At 46.9% G+C, this 12,112-nt stretch carries 14 protein-coding genes; 3 read left to right on the forward strand and 11 right to left on the reverse strand.

The genetic code is table 11. From position 1 onward, the window contains the following. Positions 1-6: 6 nt before the first annotated feature. From SPK40_RS04255 to SPK40_RS04265, 3 genes are all read right to left on the reverse strand, one after another. The gene (locus SPK40_RS04255) at positions 7-738 is read right to left on the reverse strand and encodes a tRNA-uridine aminocarboxypropyltransferase (protein ID WP_330959539.1); all 732 of its coding nucleotides are present in this window, start codon (positions 736-738) and stop codon (positions 7-9) included. Positions 739-805: 67 nt separating this feature from the next. Continuing rightward, positions 806-2,866, reverse strand: coding sequence for a methyl-accepting chemotaxis protein (locus SPK40_RS04260; protein WP_330959540.1), 2,061 nt, complete (start codon positions 2,864-2,866; stop codon positions 806-808). Positions 2,867-3,112: 246 nt separating this feature from the next. Then, the gene (locus SPK40_RS04265) at positions 3,113-3,466 is read right to left on the reverse strand and encodes a DUF3802 family protein (protein WP_248141645.1); all 354 of its coding nucleotides are present in this window, start codon (positions 3,464-3,466) and stop codon (positions 3,113-3,115) included. A 290-nt stretch (positions 3,467-3,756) separates the two neighbouring features. Here SPK40_RS04265 and SPK40_RS04270 point away from each other — a divergent pair, with 290 nt between their 5' ends. Then, positions 3,757-4,116, forward strand: a complete 360-nt coding sequence (locus tag SPK40_RS04270) for a glutaredoxin family protein (protein WP_330959541.1) — start codon at positions 3,757-3,759, stop codon at positions 4,114-4,116. 154 nt (positions 4,117-4,270) lie between these two features. Further along, positions 4,271-5,407: a ParB/Srx family N-terminal domain-containing protein gene (locus SPK40_RS04275; RefSeq protein ID WP_248140365.1), complete on the forward strand. Its 1,137-nt coding sequence runs from the start codon at positions 4,271-4,273 to the stop codon at positions 5,405-5,407. A 33-nt stretch (positions 5,408-5,440) separates the two neighbouring features. On the opposite strand, the gene SPK40_RS04280 is transcribed toward SPK40_RS04275, so the two are convergent. The 8 genes from SPK40_RS04280 to SPK40_RS04315 form a co-directional block, all read right to left on the reverse strand. After that, a complete protein-coding gene (locus SPK40_RS04280) occupies positions 5,441-5,812 on the reverse strand; it encodes a TonB-dependent receptor (RefSeq protein WP_248140366.1) in 372 nt (123 codons plus the stop codon). 197 nt (positions 5,813-6,009) lie between these two features. Next, the gene (locus tag SPK40_RS04285) at positions 6,010-6,774 is read right to left on the reverse strand and encodes a GNAT family N-acetyltransferase (protein ID WP_330959542.1); all 765 of its coding nucleotides are present in this window, start codon (positions 6,772-6,774) and stop codon (positions 6,010-6,012) included. Positions 6,775-6,838: 64 nt separating this feature from the next. Continuing rightward, the gene (locus SPK40_RS04290; protein ID WP_248140368.1) at positions 6,839-7,477 is read right to left on the reverse strand and encodes an HAD family hydrolase; all 639 of its coding nucleotides are present in this window, start codon (positions 7,475-7,477) and stop codon (positions 6,839-6,841) included. A gap of 44 nt (positions 7,478-7,521) precedes the next feature. After that, positions 7,522-7,896: an STAS/SEC14 domain-containing protein gene (locus tag SPK40_RS04295; RefSeq protein WP_330959543.1), complete on the reverse strand. Its 375-nt coding sequence runs from the start codon at positions 7,894-7,896 to the stop codon at positions 7,522-7,524. Between the two features lie 115 nt (positions 7,897-8,011). Continuing rightward, positions 8,012-8,533, reverse strand: coding sequence for a GNAT family N-acetyltransferase (locus SPK40_RS04300; RefSeq protein ID WP_330959544.1), 522 nt, complete (start codon positions 8,531-8,533; stop codon positions 8,012-8,014). Between the two features lie 248 nt (positions 8,534-8,781). Further along, positions 8,782-9,378: a hypothetical protein gene (locus SPK40_RS04305; RefSeq protein ID WP_248140371.1), complete on the reverse strand. Its 597-nt coding sequence runs from the start codon at positions 9,376-9,378 to the stop codon at positions 8,782-8,784. Positions 9,379-9,608: 230 nt separating this feature from the next. Next, a complete protein-coding gene (locus SPK40_RS04310) occupies positions 9,609-10,055 on the reverse strand; it encodes a YaiI/YqxD family protein (RefSeq protein ID WP_248140372.1) in 447 nt (148 codons plus the stop codon). An 84-nt stretch (positions 10,056-10,139) separates the two neighbouring features. Next, complete coding sequence (locus SPK40_RS04315) at positions 10,140-11,735, reverse strand: ABC-F family ATPase (protein WP_330959545.1); 1,596 nt, start codon at positions 11,733-11,735, stop codon at positions 10,140-10,142. A 28-nt stretch (positions 11,736-11,763) separates the two neighbouring features. Between SPK40_RS04315 and SPK40_RS04320 the strand changes: the two genes are divergently transcribed. Next, positions 11,764-11,982 (forward strand): hypothetical protein, encoded by a 219-nt coding sequence (locus SPK40_RS04320; protein ID WP_330959546.1) that lies wholly within the window; start codon positions 11,764-11,766, stop codon positions 11,980-11,982. Positions 11,983-12,112 lie beyond the last annotated feature (130 nt).

Genomic DNA, 12,112 nt, shown 5'->3' on the forward strand with positions numbered 1-12,112 from the left:
GCAAAATCACTCCACTGCCATTTCCGGCTGAAATTCCTGTTGTAACTGCCGGATAGCTGAATCCTCGGGTAACGGACGATTCAGCTTACCCGCCAGATAACTTTCCCGGAACACATCAAACCAGAGGTCCAGAATTCTGGCATTCTCCTGCTCACCAAAAACATCGACGATACGGGCCGCCACCTCTGCCGTCCCCAACTGATTATCTTTCACCGCTTCACGAACCTGATAACGGGACCGCGACTCCGGAGAAATTGACAGCATTGGGAATTGATTGAGATACGGACTTTTCCGGAACATCTTTTTGGCTTCCGCCCAGCTCCCGTCCAGCAGAATAAACAATGGACGTTTTCCTGGTGCCAGCGTCACTTCTTTTGCCACACGTTCAGGCTCGCCATACTCTGCCGGAAAAATCACGTATGGCTGCCACTGCGGATCAGCCAGGACTTCAAGCATGGCCGGATCAGGCTCAGTGCGAGACCAAATGTAGGCAAATGTATCAGGAAACAGATCGGCAATCAGACGGCCAGTATTGCTGGGCTTCAGTACTTCGTCATCGTACATGATCAGCATGAAGGCAGCTTCAGATTCAAGCTGAGGCTTGAGCTCACAAATACACAGGTGCTCTCGGAGCATACAGAATTTACAGCGTGCGACCTTACCGCCCCGGGCCAGAAATGGACGAGTCGAACGCGCCAGGCGTGCGTCATAGAGGCTATGTACAGCGTGTATACGCATTGCAATATTATCCGGAAATAAAAAACGCCAGCATTCTACTGGCGTTGCTTATCCGGTGACAAGGCACTCAGAAAGGTTTCTGCGGTTGATCTTCCTGAATCTGATAACGGGTGAGCATCTGCCGTTGCTCACGGGCAATCGCGGCCACTTTGCCGGCTTCTTCAACCAGCGTCGACAATTGCTGGTTATTCAGATTCGCCTGAGCCGCAACGCCCTCTACACTGCGGCCAACTTCGACAGAGGCATTTTCCTGTTGCTGCGTTGCCGCGGAGATCGTAATGACCTTGTCGGTGATTCGGGCAATCGCGCCCTGAATGCTGTGAATTGCAGACTCGACTTCTCCACTCAGCGAAATCGAAGCCGTCATTTCACTCCGGCTTTCCTGCATGGCCGTATTTGCATCCCGGGCAGCCCGGTGCAGCTCTTCAATAGTCAGACGAATCGACTCCGTTTGCTGACTGGTCTGACTGGCCAGTTTGCGAACTTCATCCGCCACCACGGCAAAACCACGGCCCTGATCGCCCGCCCGGGCTGCTTCAATAGCAGCGTTCAATGCCAAAAGGTTGGTGTTATTCGCAATCGCGCTGATCAGTTCGACCACTTCCGTGATTTTATTCACGTGCTCGTCCAGTGAAGACATGCAGGCTTCATTGCGCGCAAACTGAGCATCCAGCGCCTGCAAGCGATCGGTACTGCGGCTGATAATCGCCACGCCATCTTGTGCCAGCGTATTTGCCGCTTCCGCTTCCGCTTCCGACTCTGTTGTACTGAGAGCGATTTCCTTGATGGACGCTTCCAGCTCAGTAATCGCCGCCGCAATGGCACTTAACTGATCACTTTGCTGGCTCAGGGCCTGGCGCGACTGTGCTGAGGCCGTCTGACTGCGTTCCGCTGCCTGCATCAGCGTCTGGCTGTTATGATTCAGCTGAGACATCGCATGGCTGTTCGTTCGGTTCGACTGATTCAGCAGACAGGCTAACTCTGCAAATTCGCGCGGTGCGTTCTCATCGGCAACGGCCGTCAAATCTCCCTGACTGTTTGCTTTCACCACATCATCCAGTCGCTGCAGTGACCGGTGCACGGTTTTACTCACCCAGACCCCACTGGCAACAGCAATCAGCAAACCAGCGACACTCAGCATGACAAAAATCAGTTTGGCATTTTCTCCCGCAGTCAGAACACCCTGTTCGCTTTGCTGCATCATCCGGGCTGCACCATCCTCCAGCGTATTCAACTGCTGCATGATTTGGCTGACCTGAGCTTTCGCCTGTCCTGCTTTCTGCGATTGTTCCTCAATCAGCCTGAGGGTTTGAAGCTTTAACGCAACCATACCCTGTTCTGAAAACAATCCCTGTACCATTTCGAACGGCACCGTCAGGCTGGCATATTCCGAGATTTCCGGGTTGACGCGATTGAGTTCTTTCCAGGCAAATTGCATCCCGGATAAGTTCGTACGTTTCAGATCCTTCGCAAGGTTTTCTGCTTTCGACAGATCATTCTCGAAGAGTAAAGCAACCATGTTGGTTCCCATCTCCTGCGAATGATTGATAAAATTCGTCACATGCCCCATGGCCGACTGATCACCGGCATACAAGCCAATGCTGATCCGGCTCATTTCGGAGCGGACCGATGTGATCGCGTAGTTCATGGTCGCTTTATCAGTTTCTAATTTCGACTGGTTGGTAAGAATTTGTTGCTGGGTCTGATAAACCGAATCGACCAGCAGATGAAATGCAGCCAGATCCTTCCTGAAATCTTTTACATTATCAGACAGCCATTCAATGCTGTTTTCCGTTGCCAGGTTTTCCAGTTGAGCCACTGCGTCTTCAACTTTCTGTTCATGAGAATTCAAAGATGCCAAAGCGGTATCCAGATTTTCCAGCGAAGTACTGTTCATCAACTCTGTAAGACTTTGCGCAGCAGCCAGCGAACCTTTCACCATTTCTGCATTTAATGTTGCAACTGGTAATGCCTGCTGGCTCAGCAGCCCAAACTGGGCTGAAACACGATTCAGACCCTGATTTCCGAAAAAAGACAGCAATCCGCCGATGATCACCAACAGCAGAAAAACTGACTGAATTAAAAACACGACAGACAGCCTTGTCTGATGTGAACGTTTTCTTGTCATGATGAACCTTTGTCGATGTCAGAATTGCTGGCTGTTCGCTTCTGGTGCATCACACGGTATCGGCCAGACAATTGTGATCTTATTCTCATTTATTCCCGTCGATAAAATACGCAGGGAATATGACAAATTCATGTCAACTGACAAAAAAGTACAATAAGCACGGATAGTTAGGACTTTGATAAAACAGAAAAAAGCAGCACTTGGCTGCTTTTTTGATACGTTTCTTAACAAATACGAGGAAAGATTTCAGGCGATTGAAGTTTGCTCACTGATGACACTGTCAAACAGGTTTTTCACCAGACTGATATAGTCTTCCAGGAATGTAATCTGCTCAATACCCGGATGCTTGAGCCACAAGCCCCCCAAAATTTCTGTCATATCTTCCAGAACAGCATCCGCTTCCTGCATCAACTTGAACCGAAAATCTGGTTTCAGATCCGGGTTCTGGCCAAAAACAGCCATGAGGTTGGTAGCGATCAGATCCGTGACAACATTTTCTACGGTTTCTTCACACACATCCGTACCTGACGCTTCAAACACACTCAGGTGCTCCGTAAAGTACTCGATTAATGCGTGATAACCTTCAGACTCAACAACCATATTCTTTGCTTTGTTCATCCAACACTACCCCGGATCATAGTGTCTCTTCTCCTTTTTTCAAGCTTGCTGATGTCAACTGTGCACAAGTTAACTATTTTAATTATCAGTAAGAAAAGGCTAATTTAGCTGGCACAGAAATCATCAACAGAACGAGTAATTTCCCGTCCAATTCGCCAATACTTTGACACTCTCCGGCAGGTTTTCCCGACTCATTTACCCGGATGACGTAGCCGTGCGCATTGAGATACAATCCCGGCTTCAAAATCAGAACCACAGAGAAGTACAACACGATGAAAATGATTCGCTGGATTCTTGGCCGAGTGATCCTGTTACTCAATGCCCTCTTTTCCCCAAAAGCAATGAAACGAACACAAGCTGAGCAACAGTCCGTCAATCTGGCTGTGGAACAGCTTCACCTGTATCAGTTTGACGCCTGTCCGTTTTGCGTCAAAGTCCGCCGTCAGGCAAAACGGCTGGCTTTACCGCTGCAAACCCGTGATGCCAAAAAGCCTGAATTTGAACAGGAACTGGTCAATGGCGGCGGTAAACGAAAAGTGCCTTGCCTGCGTATCGAAAAAGAAGATGGCCAGATTGAATGGATGTATGAATCAAACGATATTATCCGCTATCTGGAACAACGCTTCGCCTGAACCTATTTATCCCGGCTCCTGGCCGGGATGAACTGCCACAGTTTTGACATCAGTCTGATACGTCCCCACCCGAACTTCAGTATTATTTCTTATACATTCAACCATTAGCAGTTTGCTACACTCAATTTGCCACGATGACTAGTAAGGAGTCCCCATGCGATTACATCGTATAGCCTGCTTCTTCGCCCTTTTTCTGAGTTCTGCGATCACGACGCCGACTTTCGCAGCACAGGATGAAAAAGCCGTATCAGAAACTTCCTCCCAGGCTGCAAGCGATGACAACGCAGAAAAAAGCATCAAGGTGGGCGATGTTCTGACCGTGAAACTCGACGAAATTCTGCCAACACAGCCGGTTCTGGCCTACGACAGAATTTTTGCCAGTCTGGGACGCTATGAGGCACGTCCTGCGCAGCTTTATGATGACCTTTGTTTGACCAATGGCGGACAAGGCATACAAAGCTGGGATGATAATTCCAAACCCACAGATCTGGAGAGCTATCACTGTAAGAAACCGTTCGGCAGTCAGGAAGATGCCCTGCCGACCGTGCTGGTCGCGCCAGACGGAAAAACACTTTATCTGCTTTCCGGCCATCATATTCTCTCGACCTTCTGGGATATGCCCAATGGTGGAACCAGTGTTCCGGTGCTGGTCAAAGTGACACATAATCTGGCCGGGGATGATATTGATGAGAAATGGGATGCCATGAAACAAGCCGGGCAAATCTGGCTCTATAATACGCGCGGTGAACAAATCAAGCCTTCTGATCTTCCCCAGTACCTTGGAATGAAACAGCTAAAGCATGATAAATATCTGTCACTGGTGTTTTTCCTGCGCAATATTGCCTATAACGACCCAGATAAAGACTATCCGACCGTCAACCCGCTGATCCGGCCGATGTCGATCCCATACCTTCAGTATTACTGGGCACAGTATTTACAGAAGAAAATGAAAATTTCTCAGTATGATCTCAACGATCCTGAAGAATATGCCGAAGCGTTAAAGAAAGCAGCAGACATCATCGTGAATACGCCGGCTGATGAAGATATTGCTTCCTCGGGAAAAACGGCCAAAGCACTGGGTAAATTTGATGAAGTGAACACGAAAGTTCTGGAATCCCTGCTCTCCCGGCCATCATCCAGCTGGGGTTACGCCATGGCTTACCGCTTAAGGGTGAAAGAAGAATCCACACCTAAGCGTGTACTGGAAGAGCAAAAAGCAAAAGAAGCTGCAGAAAAAGCGAAAAAGGAAAAAGCTGCTGGCACTCAAAAGAACCCCACAGAGAGTCAGTGACAATCCGATAAGGCGAAGCATTCTTCGCCTTTTTCATTTTCCTGAAGTCAGGAACAACACTGTCATTAAGATCATCCCGATTAATACCGCAACAGAGGCAAGTGCAAGCACAGGATCAATGACTTCTATTGCAATGAAGTTCCCGTACAAAAGAAACAGACCCACCACCAATACCAGAACCCCAACCTGGTGAATCAGAAACTGAATTTTGGCTAATCTGCCGGATCCATTCGTCAGCCATAACCGGTGGCATAAACCGTAAATGAAAGAAACCACGAAGGCTGCAAGCATGATATGGGCATGAGTCACCATCTGACCATGATTATTGGATGCTGCCATATAAATCCCCAGACTCATGCCCAAAATTGCGTATATCAAACCTGAAATCACATATTTTCTGTCCATCTTACCTCCGCCTATTCACCACAAGACGTACTCAGAAGCGCTCTGTTTTCCTGATACAGCTTAGATAGAAAACAGGACGCAGGCTGACTAATTTTTGATTCAAATATCAACCAAACAGCTGGAACACAGACTTGGTTTCTCAGGACAGAAGCTTCAGAACGAGCGGTTAAAGCTTTCCTCAGAGATGATGGGCTAAGTTAAGGCTGGTAAATATAAGGCACCGTTTCAGCAATCAGAGAAAAGCCATATTTTTCAACAATTGGCTTGCTCATTGGAGACGCATCGATCGTTAAATATCGTTTTCCTCTTTTTTTTGCATCCTGAATCCGTTTTTGCAGTAAAGCGGTGTAGTAACCTTTACCCCGGCATACTTCCAGGGTGCTTCCACCCCAAATACCAGCAAACGGGCTATCGTCATTAAAGATAATCCAGGCGGAGCTGACAGGAACACCCTGCTCATAAATGACATATATAGAAACGGTATCAGGTTGCGTCTGCTTCAGATAATGCAGGTTCGCCAAATGATGGCTCTGATCAGTTTTCCAGACCTTTTCCTGGACGGCCATTGCATCCTGAATCCCTTCAAGATCATGCACTTCTGTAATGATATTTTGTGCACTATCCGCCACATTCACGGCAGCCAGATCCAATACCATGAAAGCCTCTGAGGTTTCACGCTGAAATCCATGCGCAATCAGGTGTTCACCGATATTCGCAGGCGTATCCGTGCTGTAAGTCTTCCATTCAAACTGAGCTGAATACTGTGAAAAATAAGCGACTTCCCTCTGAATGACGGTATCCAGTTCAGTTTCCGGTAAATCATAAAAAGAAATAAACCCACCCTGACCGGTATCGGAACGAAATCTGACCACACCATGAGATGAGGATTTGATAAACCCCGGTATCTCAATATCAATCCGCTCGCACTGATTGTAAACCGACATCACTTCCTTTGAATCCATAGCAACTTCCGTCATGCTTTTCTCTGAAAATGTTCACGCCAACCACCCCATTGAATGTATCGAGTCAGGAGGCAATAAAGCGGAGTAACTTATCCATGTCGTGATAATCATTAATCATCTGGGCATGTTTTACTTTTTGCCCGACAATCACCAAATTCACCCCCAGTTCCTGACAGGCTTTCAGATCCCATACCGCGTCACCAAAATAGGTCAGTGGTAAATCGTCTTTATCCCCTGCTTTTTCTCTGGCCATCAGCATGATCTGCGTGCGGGCATAATGATCATTTGAAGAAGCCAGATGCAGATTCTCTGTGTAAAAACCGGCAGATTGCAATTTCAGTAATGCGGTTTCCCCCCAGCCGCCCGTGGCGACGGACACCAGAAACCGCTCGTCTGCCAGCAAATGATGAAAGAATGCTTTCGCCCCACTCACTTCCTGCGCCGGACGATGATTCAGGCGAGACTGAACGTTTTGAATGAATTCCACCTTCACTCGCTTTTCCAGGCTGATTAATTCTTCTTCCGGTGCCTGATTTGCAATAAATGTACGCAGAATACCCCGGTCTGTGATATGCGGATAGTTCTCCCATCTGCGGTTCAAATCCAGCCCGGTGACCGTTTTCACAGCCATCAGAAAGCAGTGCTCATCGAACTCACAAGACTGAATCAAAGTTCCGTCTACATCAAACATCACATGATACATACAAACAACAATTATCCTTATTTCACGCTGCATTCCGCGCTTGTTTATTCCGGGGCATATTCTAACCAGGTTACAGCGTCCTCCCGCTGATCCCGGCTGAATGCTTTAATCGTTAACCCGGGCATCAATGTGCCTTCCAGCTCACTGATTTTTTTGACCCAATTCTGATCAGACAACACTGCAGCCCGATCGAATTTTCGGATGAACCCCATCATGGCAGGAATTCGGGACAGTTCGACACCAATGGCACCCAGGGAAGGCAAATGGTAATCCACAACATCAAACAACATTTTACCGTGTTCAATTTCAGCAGATTTGTCCAGAAGCTCATCCAGTGCCAGCCCCATCGTCTGGGAATCCAGCTTGCCGCTCATTGCAATGTCCAGCCGATCATTCCCGACCTTTTCCACACTAAACATGCTGCACCTTTCTGTGGCTGTGAATTCAGTAAGTATGATTCATCACCACAAATCAGGCTATCGCTGACGCGTGAAAAACAAATTCCAGCCGATACAACGGCTTCAGGCTCAGGAATCAGACCTGCCGTTGTGAATACCATTGTTTTGCCAGCAAACCAAATAATGCCGAGTCGGAAACCCGGCCATCGACAATCCATCTCTCCGGTAAATATCCTTCTTGCTCAAAGCCAAGTTTTTCTAGCAATCTGGCCGAGCCAATATTTTCCGGATCAATCTCTGCTTCAATCCGATTCAGTTGCATTGCCTCAAATCCGAAATGCAGTAACGCTGAAACAGCCTCAGAGACGACCCCTTTCCCCCAGGAGGATTGTGCAACACCGAAACCCACTTCTGCTCGGCGAGACGTGGGGTGGATATTAAATAACATGCATTTTCCCAGCAAATGATGATCCGATTTATCACAAATACCAAAGACCAGTTTTTCCGGTTCATCTAAAGAAGCTTTCGATGCCAAGATATAGTCATGCGCTTCTTCAATAGACTGCCATGGACTGCCATCCCAGTATTTCATAACTTCAGGGTCTGAAAAAATATCAAACAAAGGACCCGCATCACTCATGGTCAGCGGACGCAGCACCAATCTTTCCGTTGTTAACTGAAGCATTCCCTATGTCCTTCGCTCTATTTCTCTGTAAGGTGGTTTCTTACGGCTCAAAAATGAAACCTGTTGTATATCACAGAAGTATATTCAGCCTCAATTATTTGGTTCAAAAATTAAAGCTTAGCGAGAAATAAAAATATTGATGCTGCTGAAGTACAAAAAAACCGGAAGAGAAGATGTTGATCAACATTTCTCTTCCGGTTCTCGAAAATTAAAAGGCAATTTTAGAAAGTAAAGCCCAGATTCAGACCAAACCCACTGCCGTCATATGAAAGATCAGTGTCTTTTACTTCATAATCAATCTGGGTATAACGAGCGCCTATTACGAAAGCATTGTCATTTTCCAGAGGAACCCGGTATTCATAATGGACAATAAAGCCAAGGCTATCTTCAAACTCAACCGTACCATTTGAGCCAAAGCCATAACTATTTACATCCCACTCGTATTCAACACCCGTGTGGTAAGTTGCGCCAACACCAAACTGGTGCCGCCCGTACCCTTTTAACAGCAATAAATCCAACGGAAAACGGTCGAACGTGATATCACCATTTGACGCACTGGCACTGGAAAATTTATAGCCAATGGTTCCACGTAATTTCAGTTCATCTTGCAAAAAGTAATCTACGCCACCAAAAATTGACAGGCCTTCACCTGTTTTTACCTTGGTTGAATCACCATTGGTATAATAAGCTTCAACCAGGGTCTCACCACCAAAGTCGTAACCGGCTCCAATGATAAAATCTACTTTTGCCATGGATTGACTGGAAACCATGAACGCAGACATGCCGAGAGCGGCAATGAAAATATTTTTCTTGAGCATTGATAACCACATTTAAATCATGAAAAAGATATAACCTGCTTGAAGTGCGCTTTCCATAATATCCAGCATAAAATCCAGATACACCGCAACCACAAGCCCCGCTATTCTATCAAGAAACGAATATTTCAATCGTAGTCATGATTAAAAATGTGGGTGTGCTCAAACATGCATAAAATACATTCAACATTCAGGCGCAAGTTATTTGCAACCTGAATAAATCTTGTGAGCTATTATTTGTTTTTCGCAAGAAAACTATCAAGCTTGTTTGCGAACTGCTGACGGTCGGCCTGACTGATCGGTGCCGGGCCGCCAGTCTGAATACCACTGCTGCGCATGGTTTCCATAAAATCCCGCATTTGCAACCGCTGTTTAATTGTATCTTTTGTATACATTTCACCGCGCGGATTTAACGCATGTGCTCCTTTGGTGATAATCTCATCTGCCAGTGGAATATCTGCTGTAATGACCAAATCCCCCGGCTCGGTGTGCTGAACAATATGATTGTCAGCGACATCAAAGCCAGACATCACCTGAATCGCCCGAATATGAGGCGATGGCGGCACACGAATCGCATGATTTGCCACAAGCGTCGTACTGACGCCAACACGGTTTGCTGCCCGAAAAATGATCTCTTTAATCACATTCGGGCAGGCATCTGCATCAACCCATATTTTCATGTCAAATCCTTACATTTTTTGTCTTGATTTGTCAGCATAGAAAAAAGCCGCCAACGCTGGCGGCTTTTTCATAATATCTTTTACTCAGCTCTCGATGCCTTGCTTGCGCAGGTACTCATCGTAAGTCCCGTGGAAGTCATTCACGCCTTCCTTGGTAATTTCGATAATACGGGTTGCAATCGAGGAAACAAACTGACGGTCATGAGAAACAAACATCAGTGTGCCTCGATAGTTTTCCAGAGCCAGGTTCAACGATTCAATAGATTCCATATCCATGTGGTTGGTTGGTTCGTCCATCAGCAGGATGTTTGGTTTTTGCATGATCAGTTTACCAAACAGCATACGACCCTGCTCACCACCTGAAATCACACGAACAGACTTTTTAATGTCGTTCTGGGAAAACAGCATACGGCCCAAAATACCGCGAACCGTCTGCTCATCATCCCCTTCATTCTTCCACTGGCTCATCCAGTCCAGCAGGTTGATGTCCATATTGAAGTCAGCAGAATGATCCTGTGCGTAGAAACCGATGTTGGCATTCTCAGACCATTTCACCATGCCAGCCATTGGCGCCATCGCACTTGCCAGTGTATTCAGGAAAGTAGACTTACCGATACCATTCTCACCGATGATCGCAATACGCTCACCGACTTCAACCATCAGGTTAACACCATTGATCAAAATGTTCTCGCCGTAGCCTTGTTTCAGACCTTCCACTTCCAGTGCATTCCGGAACAGTTCTTTTTCCTGCTCGAAACGAATGAATGGGTTCTGACGGCTTGAAGCTTTTACTTCTTCCAGCTGAATCTTATCAATTTGTTTCAGACGGGAAGTCGCCTGTTTCGCTTTCGAGGCGTTTGCAGAGAAACGGCTGACGAAAGTATTCAGTTCAGCAATCTGAGCTTTCTTCTTCGCATTGTCTGCCAGCAGACGCTCACGCGCCTGAGTTGCTGCGACCATGTACTCATCGTAGTTACCCGGGAACGTACGCAGTGCACCGTAATCCAGATCCGCCATGTGAGTACACACAGTATTCAGGAAGTGGCGGTCGTGCGAAATGATAATCATGGTGCAGTTACGCTGCATCAGGACCTGCTCTAACCAACGAATCGTGTTGATGTCCAGGTTGTTCGTCGGTTCGTCAAGCAGCATGATTTCCGGGTCAGCAAACAGGACCTGAGCCAGCAGAACACGAACTTTCAGGCCTGGTGCGACTTCACTCATCAGACCAAAATGCAGATGCTCCGGAATCCCCAGACCCAGCAGCAGTTCACCCGCACGTGCTTCCGCGGAGTAACCGTCCATTTCTGCGAATTCAGTTTCCAGGTCAGCAACACGCATACCGTCTTCTTCTGACATTTCTGGCAGCGAGTAAATACGGTCACGCTCGGCTTTGATTTCCCACAGCTCTTTGTGACCCATAATGACGGTATCAACCACTGTGAATTCTTCAAATGCGAACTGATCCTGACCCAGCTTTGCCATGCGCTCGTTCTGATCTTTATTGACCACACCAGCCGAAGGCTCCAGCTCTCCACTCAGAATTTTCATGAACGTCGACTTACCGCAACCATTCGCGCCAATCAGACCGTAACGGTTACCCTCGCCGAATTTGACGGAGATGTTTTCAAACAGTGGCTTATCGCCAAACTGCATGGTGATGTTCGCTGTTGTGATCAAAATAGGTTCCTACAACAAAAAATCAGACATGAAAAAAGCTGCCAGATCGCCGGCAGCTTTTTGTTGGAATATTGGCGCCATCTTAACAGATGACGTGAGTTTTATCACGCTTTGTCTTCTTCAACTGAATCTTCCGGTGATGACCCAAAAGAACCAAAAACGAAACCAACTGAATATGAGCCGCTTGAAACGCTTCTTTTCCGTCTACATGGTGAAAAACCACCCAGGCAAACGATACCTTCAGTGAATTTTGCGACAATTTTCCCTTGTCTTGCAGGCTGCGACTGAAACAAGCTCATTTTTTTGTAAAAGAACTAACTTTTGTAAAGGATTGAGCGAGTGAAACCAATTTTTCTTGTTTTATTACAATCATCCTA

This window comes from Photobacterium sp. 53610 (assembly GCF_036409375.1).
GTDB lineage: Bacteria > Pseudomonadota > Gammaproteobacteria > Enterobacterales > Vibrionaceae > Photobacterium.

Coding starts and splice junctions, on each gene's coding strand:
- SPK40_RS04320 (WP_330959546.1), top strand. CDS start 11,764: ATGAAAAAAGCTGCCAGATCGCCGGCAGCTTTTTGTTGGAATATTGGC.
- SPK40_RS04305 (WP_248140371.1), bottom strand. CDS start 9,378: ATGCTCAAGAAAAATATTTTCATTGCCGCTCTCGGCATGTCTGCGTTC.
- SPK40_RS04290 (WP_248140368.1), bottom strand. CDS start 7,477: ATGTATCATGTGATGTTTGATGTAGACGGAACTTTGATTCAGTCTTGT.
- SPK40_RS04295 (WP_330959543.1), bottom strand. CDS start 7,896: ATGTTTAGTGTGGAAAAGGTCGGGAATGATCGGCTGGACATTGCAATG.
- SPK40_RS04275 (WP_248140365.1), top strand. CDS start 4,271: ATGCGATTACATCGTATAGCCTGCTTCTTCGCCCTTTTTCTGAGTTCT.
- SPK40_RS04280 (WP_248140366.1), bottom strand. CDS start 5,812: ATGGACAGAAAATATGTGATTTCAGGTTTGATATACGCAATTTTGGGC.
- SPK40_RS04255 (WP_330959539.1), bottom strand. CDS start 738: ATGCGTATACACGCTGTACATAGCCTCTATGACGCACGCCTGGCGCGT.
- SPK40_RS04270 (WP_330959541.1), top strand. CDS start 3,757: ATGAAAATGATTCGCTGGATTCTTGGCCGAGTGATCCTGTTACTCAAT.
- SPK40_RS04285 (WP_330959542.1), bottom strand. CDS start 6,774: ATGGATTCAAAGGAAGTGATGTCGGTTTACAATCAGTGCGAGCGGATT.
- SPK40_RS04310 (WP_248140372.1), bottom strand. CDS start 10,055: ATGAAAATATGGGTTGATGCAGATGCCTGCCCGAATGTGATTAAAGAG.
- SPK40_RS04260 (WP_330959540.1), bottom strand. CDS start 2,866: ATGACAAGAAAACGTTCACATCAGACAAGGCTGTCTGTCGTGTTTTTA.
- SPK40_RS04265 (WP_248141645.1), bottom strand. CDS start 3,466: ATGGTTGTTGAGTCTGAAGGTTATCACGCATTAATCGAGTACTTTACG.